This is a genomic window from Rhodococcus sp. MurmanLake-1 (genome assembly GCF_056945715.1).
This window is the reverse complement of sequence record NZ_JBWZNF010000009.1, coordinates 90,887-107,928: the sequence shown is the minus strand read 5'-3', so window position 1 is coordinate 107,928 and position 17,042 is coordinate 90,887. Positions and strand designations below refer to the sequence as shown.

General features: G+C 63.4%; 10 protein-coding genes. 6 read left to right on the top strand and 4 right to left on the bottom strand.

What is annotated here, in order from left to right; genetic code table 11:
* Positions 1 to 79: 79 nt before the first annotated feature.
* Positions 80 to 1,519, bottom strand: coding sequence for a phytoene desaturase family protein (locus AC2ETI_RS23645; protein WP_483634463.1), 1,440 nt, complete (start codon positions 1,517 to 1,519; stop codon positions 80 to 82).
* A 556-nt stretch (positions 1,520 to 2,075) separates the two neighbouring features.
* Between AC2ETI_RS23645 and gltB the strand changes: the two genes are divergently transcribed.
* The 3 genes from gltB (at position 2,076) to AC2ETI_RS23630 (ending at position 9,199) form a co-directional block, all read left to right on the top strand.
* A complete protein-coding gene (gene gltB, locus AC2ETI_RS23640) occupies positions 2,076 to 6,674 on the top strand; it encodes a glutamate synthase large subunit (protein WP_020968012.1) in 4,599 nt (1,532 codons plus the stop codon).
* Positions 6,667 to 8,118, top strand: coding sequence for a glutamate synthase subunit beta (locus AC2ETI_RS23635; protein ID WP_020968013.1), 1,452 nt, complete (start codon positions 6,667 to 6,669; stop codon positions 8,116 to 8,118). Before gltB ends, AC2ETI_RS23635 begins: the two co-directional genes overlap by 8 nt.
* 184 nt (positions 8,119 to 8,302) lie before the next feature.
* Positions 8,303 to 9,199: a cutinase family protein gene (locus tag AC2ETI_RS23630; RefSeq protein ID WP_483634462.1), complete on the top strand. Its 897-nt coding sequence runs from the start codon at positions 8,303 to 8,305 to the stop codon at positions 9,197 to 9,199.
* On the opposite strand, the gene AC2ETI_RS23625 is transcribed toward AC2ETI_RS23630, so the two are convergent.
* Complete coding sequence (locus AC2ETI_RS23625) at positions 9,200 to 9,748, bottom strand: DUF732 domain-containing protein (RefSeq protein WP_060938738.1); 549 nt, start codon at positions 9,746 to 9,748, stop codon at positions 9,200 to 9,202.
* Between the two features lie 212 nt (positions 9,749 to 9,960).
* Between AC2ETI_RS23625 and AC2ETI_RS23620 the strand changes: the two genes are divergently transcribed.
* Together AC2ETI_RS23620 and AC2ETI_RS23615 are read left to right on the top strand one after the other, a co-directional pair.
* A complete protein-coding gene (locus tag AC2ETI_RS23620) occupies positions 9,961 to 10,833 on the top strand; it encodes a hypothetical protein (RefSeq protein WP_020968016.1) in 873 nt (290 codons plus the stop codon).
* 150 nt (positions 10,834 to 10,983) lie between these two features.
* Positions 10,984 to 11,709, top strand: coding sequence for a single stranded DNA-binding domain-containing protein (locus AC2ETI_RS23615; protein ID WP_153213382.1), 726 nt, complete (start codon positions 10,984 to 10,986; stop codon positions 11,707 to 11,709).
* 1 nt (position 11,710) lies between these two features.
* On the opposite strand, the gene AC2ETI_RS23610 is transcribed toward AC2ETI_RS23615, so the two are convergent.
* Positions 11,711 to 12,613 carry an SDR family NAD(P)-dependent oxidoreductase gene (locus AC2ETI_RS23610; RefSeq protein ID WP_020968018.1) on the bottom strand — a complete coding sequence of 301 codons (903 nt, stop codon included), beginning with the start codon at positions 12,611 to 12,613 and terminating at the stop codon, positions 11,711 to 11,713.
* A gap of 361 nt (positions 12,614 to 12,974) precedes the next feature.
* Here AC2ETI_RS23610 and AC2ETI_RS23605 point away from each other — a divergent pair, with 361 nt between their 5' ends.
* Complete coding sequence (locus AC2ETI_RS23605) at positions 12,975 to 14,594, top strand: ABC transporter substrate-binding protein (protein ID WP_483634461.1); 1,620 nt, start codon at positions 12,975 to 12,977, stop codon at positions 14,592 to 14,594.
* Between the two features lie 83 nt (positions 14,595 to 14,677).
* Here AC2ETI_RS23605 and AC2ETI_RS23600 read toward each other — a convergent pair whose 3' ends face one another.
* Positions 14,678 to 16,990 (bottom strand): transketolase-like TK C-terminal-containing protein, encoded by a 2,313-nt coding sequence (locus AC2ETI_RS23600; protein WP_483634460.1) that lies wholly within the window; start codon positions 16,988 to 16,990, stop codon positions 14,678 to 14,680.
* Between the last annotated feature and the right edge of the window lie 52 nt (positions 16,991 to 17,042).

Sequence of the window (17,042 nt, the reverse complement as noted above, 5' to 3'; positions counted from 1 at the left end):
GAGCAAGTAGTCGAACAATCATGAAGCACAGTCCTGGTAACACCTACGTGTCCGAAATGTCGTCCCCATCGGGGACGCCTCAACCCCGCGCCTTCAGCGCCGCCCGCGCGGCATTGAACCCACCCATCCCGTGGACCCCGCCGCCCGGGGGAGTTGCGGACGAGCAGAGGTAGACGCCCGGGGCGCCGGTGGCATAGGGGTCGAGCCCGAACCGGGGGCGCGCGATGATCTGCCGCGCAGTGTTCGCCCCCGCGGAGATGTCGCCGCCTACATAGTTGGGGTTGTACGCCTGCATCTGCGGCACATTGCGCACGTGGACGCCCACGATCCGGTCCCGGAACCCCGGCGCAAAACGCTCGATCTGACGCGTGACCACATCGGTCGCGTCACCCGGATAGTCATGCGGCACATGCGCATACGCCCAGACCGGGTGGATGTCTCCCACAGATCGGGAGGGGTCGGCCAAGAACTGCTGGCCCAACAGAATGAAGGGCTTGTCTGGCATCTGACCCCGAACGGTCTGGCGTTCGACAGCCGCAGTTTCCGAAATCGTCCCGGACAGATGCAGGGTGCCGGCCTTGCGGGCATGCGGATTCGTCCACGGCACGACGCTTCCGTCGGAGTCACCGCGCACGGCGTAGTCGACCTTGTACGCGGCGGTGCCGTAGCGGAATTTGCGGTAGGCCCGGGCAATGCGGTCGGGCTGCCGACCGTCGAGCAGACGACCGGCTGCGTCGGGGGCGATGTCGAGCATGACGATGTCGTAACCGGCGATCTGGGAGTAGTTGGTGACCCAGTTCCCGGTTTCGATGGTGCCACCGAGGCTGCGCAGAATCGAGGCGAGCGCGGCTGCAATTGACCCCGAACCACCTTGTGCCACAGGCCAACCGTGAGCATGGGCTCCAGCAGTGAGCATCGAGCCGACAGCGCTGGACAGGGGAAGGGTGAGCGGCCCGAACATGTGCGCCGCGACGCCACCGAACAGCGCCCGCGCTTGTGGGGTCTTGAACATCCGAGCGAAACCCGTCGCGGGAAGCAGAGCGCCCGTCCCGAAACGGGCGAGCATCAGCGGGTGCTTCGGAACGTGCACGATCGGCTGGAAGACGTCCTGCACCAACTCGTCGAAGTTCTCGGCGAGGTATCCGAAGACGTCGAGCCACCTCTTACCGTCGGCACCCAATCCGTCAGCGGTCCGGTTGATGTCACGCCAGAGAACCCCGGCGGTGCCGTCGTCGAGTGGATGGACCAGATCGATCTCGGGCCACAGCCACGTCAGGCCGTGCTTGGCGAGCCCGAATTCGCGGTCGAGGGCCTTGAAGTAGGGAGAGGCCAAGGCCGTGGGATGGAAGGCGGAGCAATCGTCGTGGACGAGTCCGTCGACAATGTATTCGCTACTGCGGGTACCGCCGCCGATCTTGTCCGCACCCTCGATGACATGAACGTCGATTCCGGCGCGGGCGAGTTCGATCGCCGCCGCGAGACCGTTGGGGCCACTGCCCACCACTACTGCTGTTGTCATTTGCGCTTCGCCACCCGTCTTCTCAGGTGTGAGCCTACGGAAATTACAGCGATGGCATTCTGCGAGCAAACAATTCAGGCCTAGACCTTGGTTGATCGATCAACTTTTGTTACAGTTCGAGGCGCACTGGCCGCAGCTGATTCTTATCGCTGCGGCCAGTTGTTGCATTCATCGCCCATCGCGCCTGTTTCCTGCGGATTCGGTATCCTGTGAATCGGAACTTCTCTGCACAGACGCAGCTCCGAAATCTGTCGAGGGGCCTTCTGGCTCCCTGCATCGCCGCAGTTCAGAGCAATTATAGGGCTACCTTAGTTGCGCCCGTGCCGGGGTTCTGAATTATCGTTTTCGTTACACGGTTGACTCACAAAAGTTTCAACCGACCGAAGACTCACGTCGCCGGGTGCCAGAACGCACACCATCGCGTCTGCGCAGGGCGGCTACTTCGGTGGTACCGAACACATCGTCGTGTCGGTGCTTTGAAGGACTTGCATTGCAAGTTGATGGCCATCAGCGCTGCTGGTCGTCGGTGCATCTTTATGGCATACGAAGGCTGGGTATGAAGCAACTTCCAGGCCCCCAGGGCCTCTATCACCCGTCCAATGAGCACGACTCCTGTGGAGTCGCATTTGTTGTCGACATGCATGGTCGCCGCAGCAGGGACATCGTCGAAAAGGCGATCACCGCTCTGGTCAACCTCGAGCATCGCGGCGCTGCCGGATCAGAACCCAACACGGGTGACGGTGCGGGCATTCTGCTGCAGGTTCCCGACAAGTTCTTCCGAGCTGTCGTGGACTTCGCGCTGCCCGCCGAAGGCGCGTACGCAACCGGTATCGCATTCCTCCCGCAGGGCGATGCCGATGCACACGAGGCTGCTGCTGCAGTCGAGAAGATCGTCGTCGAAGAGGGCCTGAAGGTTCTCGGCTGGCGCGAGGTCGGAACCGACGACTCATCGCTGGGCGCATTGGCGCGCGACGCGATGCCGACGTTCCGTCAGATCTTCATCGGCTCCGAGGGTGACAAGTACACCGGCATGGATCTCGAGCGTCGTGCATACGTTGTGCGTAAGCGCACTGAGCACGAACTCGGCTCAGAAGGCGCCGGCAAGGGTGGCCCGGGTAGCGAGACCGTGTACTTCCCCAGCCTGTCCGGCCAGACGTTCGTCTACAAGGGCATGCTCACCACCCCGCAGCTCAAGGGTTTCTACCTCGACCTGCAGGACGATCGTGTCGAGAGCGCACTGGGCCTGGTCCACTCGCGCTTCTCCACAAACACGTTCCCGTCGTGGCCGCTGGCGCACCCGTTCCGCCGGGTCGCTCACAACGGTGAGATCAACACCGTCACCGGCAACGAGAACTGGATGCGCGCTCGCGAGTCCCTCATCGACAGCGACGTCTTCGGTGGCCGCGAGAACCTGGACAAGATCTTCCCGATCTGCACCCAGGGCGCCAGCGACACCGCTCGTTTCGACGAGGTGCTCGAGATGCTGCACCTCGCCGGCCGCAGCCTGCCGCACGCAGTTCTCATGATGATCCCGGAAGCCTGGGAGAAGCACGAGAGCATGGACCCCGCTCGTCGGGCGTTCTACGAGTACCACTCGGCTCTCATGGAGCCCTGGGACGGACCGGCGTCGGTGTGCTTCACCGACGGCACCGTCATCGGCGCCGTGCTGGACCGTAACGGTCTGCGTCCGTCGCGTCTGTGGATCACCGAAGACGGCCTCGTCGTCATGGCGTCGGAGGTCGGCGTTCTGCCGATCGATCCGTCCACCGTGGTCCGCAAGGTCCGCCTCCAGCCTGGCCGCATGTTCCTCGTGGACACCGCGCAGGGCCGGGTCATCAGCGACGACGAACTCAAGTCCGAACTCGCTGCCGAGCACCCGTACCAGCAGTGGATCGACGAAGGTCTGATCCATATGGACGACCTGCCGGACCGCCCGTACACGTACATGTCGCACGAGCGCGTCGTGCTGCGTCAGCAGCTCTTCGGTTTCACCAGCGAAGAGGTCAACCTGCTGGTCAAGCCGATGGCTCTCTCCGGTGCCGAGGCACTGGGCTCGATGGGTACCGACACTCCGATCGCCGTGCTCTCGTCACGTCCCCGGATGCTGTTCGACTACTTCTCGCAGCTCTTCGCTCAGGTCACCAACCCGCCTCTCGACGCGATTCGTGAAGAGGTTGTCACCAGCCTCGGCGCGACCATCGGCCCCGAGGGCGACCTGCTGCACCCGAATGCGGACTCCTGCAAGCAGATTGCGCTCCCGCAGCCGATCCTGCACAACGACGACCTGTCGAAGCTCGTTCACGTCAACGACGACGGCGAATTCCCGGGCTTCCGCAGCGTCGTGATCCGCGGCCTGTACCCCGTCAAGGAAGGCGGCGACGGTATCCGTCGTGCGCTCGAGGGCATCAAGTACCAGGTCTCGCAGGCAATCGAGGGTGGCGCACGCATCGTCGTGCTCTCGGACCGTGAGTCCACCGAGGACTACGCGCCGATCCCGTCGCTGCTCCTCACCTCGGCAGTGCACCACCATCTGGTTCGTGAGAAGTCGCGCACCAAGGTCGGCCTCATCGTCGAGGCCGGCGACGCCCGCGAGGTGCACCACATGGCGCTCCTCATCGGCTTCGGTGCCGCAGCGGTCAACCCGTACATGGCTTTCGAGACCATCGACGAGTTCCTGCAGAACAAGGAACTCGAGGGCCTGACCCTCGAGAAGGGCATCGCGAACTACATCAAGGCAGCCGGCAAGGGTGTCCTGAAGGTGATGTCCAAGATGGGCATCTCGACGCTCGCGTCGTACACCGGTGCTCAGCTGTTCCAGGTCATCGGCCTCTCGCAGGAGCTGACGGACGAGTACTTCACCGGTCTGCAGTCGCAGCTCGGTGGCATCGGCCTCGACCAGATCGCAGCCGACGTCGAAGCGCGTCACCGCATCGCGTACCTCGATCGCCCCGAAGAGCGCGCTCACCGCGAGCTCGAGGTCGGCGGCGAGTACCAGTGGCGTCGTGAAGGCGAGTACCACCTGTTCAACCCGGACACGGTCTTCAAACTCCAGCACGCAACTCGCACAGGTCAGTACGAGGTGTTCAAGGAGTACACGACCATGGTCAACGACCAGTCGGAGCGCCTTGCCGCTCTGCGTGGTCTGTTCGACTTCAACATCGGCAAGCGGCCGTCGATCTCGATCGACGAGGTCGAGCCGGCCAGCGAGATCGTCAAGCGATTCTCGACGGGTGCGATGAGCTACGGCTCCATCTCCGCCGAGGCTCACGAGACTCTCGCCATCGCGATGAACCGTCTGGGCGCCCGCTCCAATTCCGGTGAGGGCGGCGAACATCCGTCGCGCTTCACGCCGGACGAGAACGGCGATCTGCGACGCAGTGCCATCAAGCAGGTCGCGTCGGGACGCTTCGGTGTCACTTCGCACTACCTGAGCAACTGCACCGACATCCAGATCAAGATGGCGCAGGGAGCCAAGCCCGGTGAGGGTGGCCAGCTTCCGGCTCATAAGGTGTACCCGTGGGTGGCCGAGGTTCGGCACTCCACGCCTGGCGTCGGGCTGATTTCGCCGCCGCCGCACCACGACATCTACTCGATCGAGGATCTCGCTCAGCTGATCCACGACCTGAAGAACGCCAACCCGCAGGCCCGCATCCACGTGAAGCTGGTCTCCGAGGTCGGCGTCGGAACCGTCGCGGCCGGTGTCTCCAAGGCACATGCCGACGTCGTTCTGATCTCCGGTCACGACGGTGGCACCGGTGCCACCCCGCTGACCTCCGTCAAGCACGCGGGCGCACCGTGGGAGCTCGGCCTGGCCGAGACCCAGCAGACGTTGCTGCTCAACGGTCTTCGTGACCGCATCGTCGTGCAGGTCGACGGCCAGCTCAAGACGGGTCGCGACGTCGTCGTCGCTGCCCTGCTCGGCGGCGAGGAGTTCGGTTTCGCCACCGCACCGCTGGTTGTCTCGGGCTGCATCATGATGCGCGTCTGCCACCTCGACACCTGCCCCGTCGGTGTCGCGACGCAGAACCCGTTGCTGCGTCAGCGTTTCAGTGGCAAGCCGGAATTCGTCGAGAACTTCTTCATGTTCATCGCCGAAGAGGTTCGCGAGCTTCTCGCGGAACTCGGTTTCCGCACGCTGCTCGAAGCAGTCGGCCAGGTCGACATGCTGGACACCACGCGCGCTCTCGATCACTGGAAGGGAAGCAAGGCAGGCAATCTCGATCTGTCGCCGATCCTGACCCAGGTCGAGTCCGCGTTCATGGACCAGGACGTCCACTGCACCGGTACGCAGGATCACGGTCTCGACAAGGCGCTCGATCAGCAGTTGATCGTCTCGGCCCGCAACGCACTCGACAAGGGTGAGGCGGTCTCGTTCGAGTCCGCGATCACCAACGTCAACCGCACGGTCGGCACCATGCTCGGCCACGAGGTCACCAAGGCGTTCGGTGGAGAGGGCTTGCCCGAGGGCACCATCGACATCACGTTCACCGGTTCCGCCGGTAACAGCTTCGGTGCTTTCGTGCCCAGCGGTATGACCCTGCGCCTGCACGGCGACGCCAACGACTTCGTCGGCAAGGGCCTCTCGGGTGGACGCATCGTCGTACGCCCGCCGCTCGATGCAGCGGAAGGCTTTGTCGCCGAGGACAACATCATCGGTGGCAACGTCATCCTGTTCGGCGCCACCAGCGGCGAGGCTCTGCTTCGCGGTGTCGTCGGCGAACGCTTCGCAGTCCGTAACTCCGGCGCCACTGCCGTCGTCGAGGGTGTGGGCGATCATGGTTGCGAGTACATGACGGGTGGAAAGGTGGTCATCCTCGGAGCCACCGGACGTAACTTCGGCGCCGGCATGTCCGGTGGCGTCGCGTACATCTACAACCCCGACAAGGCATTCGAGAAGAACCTCAACACCGAACTGGTGGATCTCGAGGATCTTTCGGGCGACGACTTCACCTGGTTGAAGAGCGTCATCGAACGTCATCGCGACGAAACCGGTTCCGAGGTTGCCACGCGCATCCTCGGCGACTGGTCGCAGCAGGTGGGTCACTTCGCAAAGGTGATGCCCCGCGACTACAAGAAGGTTCTTTTGGCCATCGCGGCCGCAGAGAAGGATGGCAAGAACGTGGACGAGGCAGTTATGGAGGCAGCTCGTGGGTGATCCAAGCGGCTTCCTGAAGCACACGTCGCGCGAACTTCCGGTTCGCCGGCCGGTGCCGTTGCGCCTGCTCGACTGGAAAGAGGTCTACGAGGAGTTCCCGAAGGAAACCCTCCAGACCCAGGCCAGCCGTTGCATGGACTGCGGAATTCCTTTCTGTCACAACGGTTGCCCTCTCGGAAACTTGATTCCCGAGTGGAACGACCTGGTCTTCAAGGACCACTGGCACGACGCCATCGAGCGTCTGCACGCGACCAACAACTTCCCGGAGTTCACCGGTCGTCTGTGCCCCGCACCCTGTGAGGCGTCCTGTGTCCTGGGCATCAACCAGGATCCGGTCACCATCAAGCAGGTCGAGGTCGAGATCATCGACAAGGCCTTCGACGAAGGGTGGGTCAAGCCGGTTCGCGCCGCGCATGCCACCAACAAGAGGGTCGCAGTTGTCGGCAGTGGTCCGGCCGGTCTGGCTGCAGCGCAGCAGCTGACCCGCGCCGGTCACGCAGTGACGGTCTTCGAGCGGGCAGACCGCATCGGCGGCCTGCTGCGCTACGGCATCCCCGAGTTCAAGATGGAGAAGCGGCACATCGACCGCCGTCTCGAGCAGATGGAAGCCGAAGGCACCGTCTTCAAGACCAACGTCAATGTCGGCGTGGACATCACCGCGGACGAGCTGCGCGAGCAGTTCGACGCAGTGGTTCTGGCCGGCGGCGCCACCGCAGCTCGCGATCTGCCGATCCCGGGCCGCGAACTGGACGGCATCCACCAGGCGATGGAGTTCCTGCCGATCGCCAACCGTGTGCAGTTGGGTGACCTCGACGCTCCCACCATCACCGCTGAGGGCAAGAAGGTTGTCATCATCGGCGGCGGCGACACCGGAGCGGACTGCCTCGGCACCTCGCACCGTCAGGGCGCAGCTAGCGTGCACCAGTTCGAGATCATGCCGCGTCCGCCGGAGACTCGCGCCGAGCAGACTCCGTGGCCGACGTACCCGCTCATGTTCCGCGTGGCTTCGGCTCACGAGGAAGGCGGCGAGCGTCTGTTCTCCGTCAACACCGAGAACTTCGTCGGTGAAAACGGCAAGGTCACCGGACTCAAGGCGCACGAGGTCGAGATGAAGTCGGGTCGTTTCGAGAAGGTCGAGGGCTCGGACTTCGAGCTCGAAGCCGATCTCGTGCTCCTGGCAATGGGCTTCGTCGGTCCCGAGAAGCCGGGTCTGCTCACCGATCTCGGTGTCGACTTGAACGAGCGCGGCAACGTCGCCCGCACGTCGAAGTGGAACACCAACGTCGACGGCGTGTTCGTGGCCGGTGACATGGGCCGCGGTCAGTCCCTGATCGTCTGGGCCATCGCCGAGGGACGTTCCGCAGCAGCCGCTGTGGACACCTACCTCGAGGGTGTCACCGCCCTTCCGTCACCGATCCACCCGACAGCGGCTCCGCAGCGCTAGAGGCTCTTACAAAGCCGCACCCCATCGCATTCGGTGGGGTGCGGCTTTGTTTCCGCAAGTAGTTCGCACGATCTGTAACAAACCTTCATCAATCGTGCATCGGACAGACACAACGCCCAGACAGTATGATTCCGGAGCATCGATAGTGGTGTATGGGTTGCTTAAGTTAAATCAGGGGAGTTTCATGCGTGCGAGGCGTCTCGTTGCGGTGTTGTCGGCACTAGCTGCGGCAGTAGTGGTACCGGTTGTCAGTTCTCCCTTGGCGTCGGCTGATCCCTGCCCCGGTCTGTACGTCGTGGCCATTCCTGGAACCTGGGAGCCTTCGGGTACTTCTCCCGGTGCCGGCATGCTTGCCCCGGTCACCAACGGCCTTCCCGGTTCCGTGCGCACGGATTACGTCACGTACTCGGCAACGGCCTTCCCGTGGGAGTCCAACGTCTACGCCAAGTCGAAGCAGCAGGCTGTCGACAACGCCCGCGGCATGATCGCCGCGATGGCCGCTTCGTGCGGTGACACCCGCTTCGCGATCGTCGGATACAGCCAGGGCGCCGACGCGGCAGGCGATCTCGCAGCCGAGATCGGAACCGGCATCGGCGTTGTTCCCCCGACTCGCGTCGAGGGCGTCGGCCTCCTGTCCGATCCCCGCCGCTCCGAGTCAGACGTCCTGATCGGACCCGCTGTCGGAGGCAACGGAGCCAGCGGCGCTCGCATCGGTGGATTCGGTTGGCTGTCAGGCAAAACGGTGACGCTGTGCGCCGTCGGTGATCTGTACTGCTCGACGCCCAAGGACGATTTCGTGATGCGTCTGGCCGGGTTCATGGCTCAGGTTTCCGACCCCACTCCGGCAAACGCTCTCTCGCTGCGCGACGAGGCCGCCGTGATCGTCAACGATCTGGTCACCGCTGGCGGACTCCCCGCACTGATGGCTCAGCTCGATCCAGGCGCGAACTCGCGGCGCGTCGATCAACTGGTCGCCTTCTACGGCTCGCAGGTTCACACCGACTACACGCGTTACGTCGTTGACGGCGCAGGCAATTCGGCCACATCCTGGCTGCACAACTGGTTGGCAGGAAAAGCCTGATCAGCAGTACGTCTGCTCCGCGGTGTCGACGTAGATCTCGGCGATCCGCTGCGAAGACATCGGCGTGATCTGTGAGTACACCTCTCCGACGGAGTTGAACTCCGCCAGCACCTCGGACCGCGGCATGCCGTCGGCCAGAGCCTTGCAGGTGCCGTCGGCGTAGAGGATCTCGGCGGAATCCATTCCGGCGGGCGGGATCCCGGCCAGACGTAGAGCGGCGATGTACCGCTGCCCCTTCTCGCCTGCGTTCGCGACGATCTCGTCCGGTGAGCGTGCGTCGATCGGTGCGTTCGCCGGTGGCGCTACCGGCAGCGTTACCGGTGGGGGCGTCGATTCGACGACGCTCGGCGCGGCTTCCGGAGTTGCGGCGGGTGGGCTGGTCGCCAGCGCCGACAGTGACTCGGGGGCAGCTGAACTCGACGTTGCCGCGATCGACGTGCTGGTGGCAGCAGATGTGGATTCCGCTGCGTTGCTGTCGGATTGGCTGCTGCAGCCGCTGAGGAGTAGGCCCGCTGCCGCGACGCAGAGGGCCAGTCTGTTCGTGTTCATCACCCGTGAGTGTTACACACCGTACCGCTTAGTTTGTCCGTTTTAAGGAAACTCCCTTTTGCCCTGTTTTTAAGTCGAAGTCCTGTGATATACATCTGTTCAGTTGTTACTTGTGAGTAGGAGCACACCGCAAGTCCTTGTCGGCGGCGGTCGAAACACAAGCAATGACTGCGAGTTTCGTCCCCCATCACATAAACGGCAGGGAGAAATCAGTGCAGAAATCTCACAAGAACGGCAACAGACGTCTCGGCACGCGCGTGGCCGTTATTGCAGGTACCGCAGGTGCAGTGCTGGCTTTTGCAGCGCCGATGGCCTCGGCTCAGGACCCGGTCGACAATTCGGTACCGGGCGCCGCAGTGTGTCCGGCTACTGCCGAATCCTGTGTGTCGGTAGTGGTTCAGAGCGGAACCTTCGACAACAACGGCTTCAACCTCCCGATCGGAAAAGGCGACATGATCATTGCCGCCGAGGCCGGCTCCGGTGAAGGTGAGTCCACCGTTCTTCTCCCGCGCGACGACGGACACAACGGTGTCTACTCCAAGCCGCTGACGGTTCCCGGCGGCGTTCTGGGAATCGATCTTCCGTTCGGCAATCTCTTCGGCCTGGCCGCAGTAACGGCCGAAGTGGAGGCAACGGCTGCGCCGACCCTCAACGGAATCATCACCGACATGGATCTGAGCATCCCGGTGCGGATGAAGATCAACAACGCGTTCCTCGGTGACAACTGCTACCTGGGTTCCGCGGCGGCGCCGGTGAATCTTCGTCTCGCACCTGACCCGTCGGTGGTCCCTACCTACACGGTGCTTCCGTCGACTGCGCTGAAGGTGAGCCCGGTCGGGAACGAGGCCACCGGCTTCGCGCTGCCCGCTGCCAGTGGTTGCGGACCGTTCGGAGTGCTGAATCCGATCGTCAACTGGCGAGCAAAGGTGCCGGCCACTTCCGGAACCTCGCTCAGCACGATCTCCGACGCCTACCTGTACCCGGGCGGGCTCACCGGTAGCGATCCTCTCGACGATCTCGGTGGCGGAACAGGATCCAGTGGTTCCAGTGGCTCGAGCGGTTCGTCCGGAAGCTCCGGTTCCTAGAAACTCGGATGCCTAGACGCAGCGGTGGTGACGGAATGTCACCACCGCTGCGGCGTCCGACCTGTAATAACCTGTGCCTCAGGGTGGGCGAAGGCGGCACTCCATCAGGAGGACCTGCGCGGCCACGAAATCACAGGGGAGTCCTCAAACATGTTTCGAGACAGCGTTCTTGCCGGTCCGGTCCTGCGTCGAGGTGTGACGGCACTGGCAGTTGCGGCCGCAGCCACCATGTTTGTCGGCACCGCAGCGACGGCGGAGCCGGCAGCAGTTGTCGGTGAGGTGTCCGCGGACTCCATCGCGGCAGCCCGTGCGCAGGCCATCGGAACGACGGTCACCGTCGTGGGAACCGCGACTACGCCGTCCGGAGTGTTCGAATCCAGCTTCTACGACAAGGGCTTTGGTCTCCAGAGCGGCAATTCGGGCATTTATATCAGCGATCCGAACAACTCCGGGATTGCTCTCGGCGATCAGGTTCAGGTCACCGGAGTCCTCGCGGATCAGGAAGGCCTGCTCGTTGTCCGCCCGACTGCCGTCGAGGTAATCGGCACGACCACCCAGATCAGCCCGGCGCGATTGCCCCTCAATGCAATCGGTGAGGGCAGCGAAGGTCGTCTCGTGACGGTGTCCGGGATCGTGAGCGGACCCGTCGTCGACGATCTGCCGTACGGTCACAAGATCCTGGTGTCCGGCGTCGACGGAAACACCGTCATCTTCGTCAACACCCAGACCGGAATCGACGTCGCCGCCATTGCAGTCGGACGCCCGATTACCGTCACCGGCTTCAGCGGCCAGTACGCCAGCACCTACGAGGTTCTTCCCCGCTCGGAAGCCGATGTGCAGCAGGGTTTCACGGGCAGCCTGAGTTTCGGCAGCTGACCTAGATCTCGAACCGAGCTCCGACGCGCATCGACCCGGGAGACAACCGGCTGATCGTGCGTCCGAGCTTGGCTTCGACGGTCACGGGCACCACGGCCTTGTTCGTGCGAACTGCTTTCACGATGGCACTGGCCACCCGGTCGGGGGTGAAGTTTCGTTTGCGGTAGAAGTTGTCGACCTTGGTTTGATTTTCGAGTTGTTCTTCGGCGGTGGTCCCGGCGAACTCGGTGGTCTTGAGGATGTTCGTGTGCACGAGGCCGGGGCAGATGGTGCTGACGCCGATGCCGTGTGGAAGCAGCTCTGCCCGTAGGCAATCCGAGAGCATGAATACCGCTGCCTTGCTTGTCGAATACGCGGTGAGGGCCTTCTGGGGTGTGTAGGCGGCAGCCGAGGACAGGTTGACCACGTGTCCGCCGGTTCCCCGGTCGATCATCATCGGGGTGAATGCCCGGCAGCCGTAGACAACTCCCCAGAAGTTGATGTCCATGACGCGCTCGAACTGGCGCTGCTCGGTGTCGGCGAATGTCCCGGAGAACCCGATTCCAGCGTTGTTGACGACGATGTCCGGCACGCCGTGATGCGCCGCGACTGTCTCCGCGAATCGGATCACGGCCTGTTCGTCGGACACGTCGACCTGGTAGGCGTGCGAACCGCCACCGAAAACCGCTTCGGCTCCGCTGGCCTGAGTGGGTGTGTTGATGAGCGCCGCAGTGTCCTGCGCGCTTTCGAGGTTGATGTCGGAGACGACGACGATAGCTCCCTGGGCCGCGAAGGCGAGGGCCGTTTCACGCCCGATGCCGCTGCCTGCACCGGTGACAACTACGAGCGTGCCGGTGAGGTCGCGTAGTCGACGCTGCAACTTCGTGCCGCGTCGCCAGCCGGTGACGTCCTTCAGTAGCCCCATTGGTTGCCCTTTTCGTGTGTACGTTTGCGGCGTGTGTCTCTAGCTGACTTCCCCTCTGCGAAAGGTATCCGATGAGGGAGCTTCGTGTCGTACGAGTCGTTAGAGTGCGCACATCTGCAGGCTGCACTGGCCGCGGCTGCCCACTCCTCGACGGTGCTCCGGCGGTTCACCCGTTGAGGACACTCGAATCGGAATGAATTCCTGACCTTCGCTAACGGCCTGACCTGCAAATGTCGCTCGAAAACTGAACAATCTTCTCGCTACATTCCACTGAGCGGGACCTGCAACTAATCGCTGTGCCTTACGTCACAAACTGTCTCGACAATGCTTCACATCACAGTTTCTGACCTGGAGGTTTTGAATGAGTCGCAGTTCTCGGCGCGGTCACCGCAAGGTTGCCGCCGTCGCGCTGGCTGTCTCCGCCGGCCTGTTCGTCTCGTCGTGCGCTGACAGCGGGAACGGGGGTGGGAGCGGCGACGCACCGGATTCCGGTTCAGGGTTGTCCATCGGCCCGGTCAACGAGCAGTCCGACGAGGGTGACGCGGTCAAGGGTGGCACGCTCACGTTCAGCGGGTATTCCGCTGTCACGAATCTCGACCCCGCGAAGACGCAGATCGCCGGTTCGGTCGCTGGTTCGGAGCTGGGCGCCATCTACGACACCTTGCTGCGCTACGACCCGGCGTCGAAGGAATTTGTTCCGAAACTCGCGGAGTCGATGGAACCGAGTTCCGATTTCAAGACGTGGACTCTCGAACTGCGCGACGGTGTGAAGTTCAGCGACGGGACTCCGGTGGATTCGGCGGCCGTTTCGGCGAGCCTCAATCGCTACGTCACCAACAAGGGGCCGCAGTCGAGCCTGTACGCGTCGAAGGTTGCGTCGGTCGACACCCCGGACGCGTCGACGGTCGTCTTCAATCTTGTCGACCCGTGGACCGGTATCGAGTCACTGCTCTCCACCGGACCCGGCATGATCGTCGCGCCGAGCGCCCAGCAGGGCGATCAGTTCACCCCGATCGGCGCGGGCGCGTTCACCCTCGAGAAGTTCGCTCCCAACGAGGAATTGATCCTCGACGCTCGGGAAGACTACTTCGACGGTGCCCCGAACGTGGACAAGCTGCGGTTGATCAGCATCGTCGGTTCACAGTCCACCACCGAATCCCTCAAGAGCGGCGGCACCGACGTCGCGTACATGCGTTCGCTTCCGAACGTCCTGGATCTGATCGACTCCGGCTACCCAGGCTTCGTCGACATCCCTTCGCTGTCGTACCTCTCGCTCGTCAACACGGCTCCCGGTCGTCCCGGTGCCGACGTGCGGGTGCGTCAGGCATTGGCGCTCGCGACCGATCCCGTCGCTCTCGACAACCGACTCAACGAAGGTAAGGGTCTACCCGGCCAGGTCATCTTCCAGGACACCTCTCGCTGGCACAACGACGTCGCTCCGATCGGCGTAGACACCGCCAAGGCGAAGCAGCTTCTCGACGAGGCCAAGGCCGACGGTTTCGACGGCAAGATCACATACCTGACGCTGCAGGAGAATTCGGCGCAGGCGATGGCTCTGGCGTTGCAGTCGATGGCCAACGCCGTCGGATTCGATTTCCAGATCGAGTACGTCAACTCGGTTGCCGACGTCGTCAAGCGTTTGTACGCCGACCGCGACTTCGACATGGCAACAGGTTCCGCCAACCTCGCGGAAGCCGATCCGTTCGAGCGTCTGTACTCGAACCTCAAGACCGGTGGACGAAACAACGCCACGAGTTTCTCCGACCCCGAGATCGATTCGCTGCTCGACCAGCTGGGTGTAGCGACGTCGAACGACGCGAAGATCGAGGTGCTCGCCAAGATCCAGGAGCGCGCCAATGAGGTTGTGCCGTGGCAGGTTTACGGCAACACCCCGTGGCTCGGTGTGTGGGGGCAGAACGTCCACGGCATTCAGCAGAGCCTGGACGGAATCATGTTCTTCGACAAGGCCTGGAAGAACTGAAGGCCTCTGAAGAACTGAAGAACTGATCAGACCCGAGAAGCGTCCCCGCGGGGACGCTTCTCGGCATCAGAGAGTGTGACCGATCAAGAAGTGAGATCGAGGGCGGCGCGAACGATGCTGTCGGAGTCGAGGCCGTGGTACCGGTAGACGTCTTCGAGTGAACCGACCTGACCGAACCGGCTCACTCCGAGCGCAGCCCCCGGAACGTTGTTGATTCCCGTCAGGAACGCGAGGGTGTGCGGGTGCCCGTCGAGAACGGTGACCATCGGCGCGGACCGGCTACTCGGAAAGACCTGATCCAGGATCCACGACGGACCGTCCGCGAGACCGCGCCGAGACTGGAGTGCTTCGAAGAGCAATCCGGGGCTGGTCACGCACACGACGTCGGCGGAAATGCCTTGCTCGCCCAGTCTTTCGGCTGCGACAAGTGTTTCGGTGACGGTGGCACCCATACCGACCAGGGTGATGGCCGGATCAGGGTTGTGCCGCAGCGTGTACGCGCCGGCCACCACCTGACGTCGACGGCGTTCTCGCGCAGCCGGATCGGTCGGCACCGCGGCCAAGGCCTGATCGACCGGACGGGTCGACAGACGCAGATACGACGAGCTGCCGTCTGGTCGGCCGAGGCGTCCGATGCTGTCGAGGAGCGTCCACTCCACGTCGACGGCGAATGCCGGTTCGAAACTGACGCATCCCGGCTGTTCGAGTCCGATGGACGGGGTCTTGATCGACTGGTGCGCACCGCCTTCGGCTGCCAGGGTGACGCCCGACGGAGTGCCGACCATGATCGACTGTCCACCGGCGTAGATGCCGTACGACCACGGTTCGAGAGCCCGCTCGATGAAGGGGTCGTACATCACGCCGATGGGGAAGAGCGGCTGGCCCCAGCGACTCCAGGTTGCACCGAGTTCTCCCATCAGTCCGACCAGGTTGGTCTCGGCGATACCGAGTTCCATGTGCTGACCGGTGGGCTTCTCACGCCAGTGCATGATCGTTTCGGCGTCGTCGGCAAACCAGTTGTGCCGCTCGTTGGGGGACCACACCCCGACCTTGTTCAGCCACCCTGCCAGGTTGGTGGTGGAACTGACGTCCGGGCTCAGTGTGACAACACGTTTCGCGGCGTCCGGCGCCTCTCGGCTGAGGTCGAGTAGCACCCGGCCGAGAGCTGCCTGAGTGGTGGATGTGCCGGAGGGGGTACGGCCGATGTCTTTCGGAACTGCCGGGGGCACCAGATGCTCCACCTTCGGGCGAGCCAGGCGCTCAGCGGTTTCGGCGCAGATGCGACCTGACGGGCCGTCCGCCTCGAACCGTTCCCAGGGCTTCGACGGATCCATGCCGAGTTCCGCCGCCAGAATCTCGTACTGCTCGGTGGTGAGCAGCGACGAGTGGTTCTGCGGATGGCCCTGCGTCGGCAGGCCCCGGCCCTTGATCGTGTACGCGATGATCACGGTGGGACGGGTGTCGTCGATCTGCGCGTACGCCTCTCGCAGAGCGTCAAGGTCGTGGCCACCGAGATTGCGGATGGCCTCGAGCACCGTGGCGTCGTCGAGGTCGTTGATCAGCGACGTGATCGCGTCGGCGTCCGCCGCGTCGCCAGGCAGCCTCAGACGGACCTCGTCGGCCGTGCATCGCAGCAGACGCTGATACTCCGGATTCGGCATGTCCAGGATTCGTTCGCGCAACGCGGTGCCGCCCGGCCGGGTGAACAGTGATTCCAGCAGCGCACCGAACTTCACGGTGATGACCTGCCAGCCCGCACCCGAGAACATGCGCTCCAGGCGGGTTGCCGCGATGTTCGGCACCACCCGGTCGAGTGATTGGCGGTTGAGGTCGACTATCCACACGATCTCACCCAGTTCGGCAACCGAATGATCGAGAACTGCTTCCCACACAGCGCCCTCGTCGAGTTCGGCGTCACCGACCAGGGAGTACTGACGCCCGGTTCCGGCGCCGCCGAGGGAGGCGTCGACGTATCGGCGAGCGATGGCGCCCCAGATGGGAGCCGTCGCGCCGATGCCCACCGAACCGGTCGAATAATCCACCGGATCAGGATCTTTCGATCGACTCGGGTAGCTCTGCAGGCCCCCGAATTCGCGCAGAGTCGTCAGGTACGACTCGTCGAGTTCACCGAGCAGATAGTTGATGCCGTGGAGCACCGGAGCCGCGTGCGGCTTGACGGAAACCCGGTCGCCGGAACGAAGTTGGCCGAACCACAGCGACGTCATGATCGAGACCATCGACGCGCACGAGGCCTGGTGGCCGCCGACCTTGAGCCCACTGGGATTCGGACGGACACGGTTGGCGTGATGGATCATCGCGGTCGACAACCACAGAACACGCTTCTCGATCTCCGTCAGTGGATCGGGAGCGTTCTGGTTGATGCTGGGGCTGTTCACGGCCGGTCCTGCCTTCAATAGTTGACATCGATCGCCACACCGCCTGTACCCC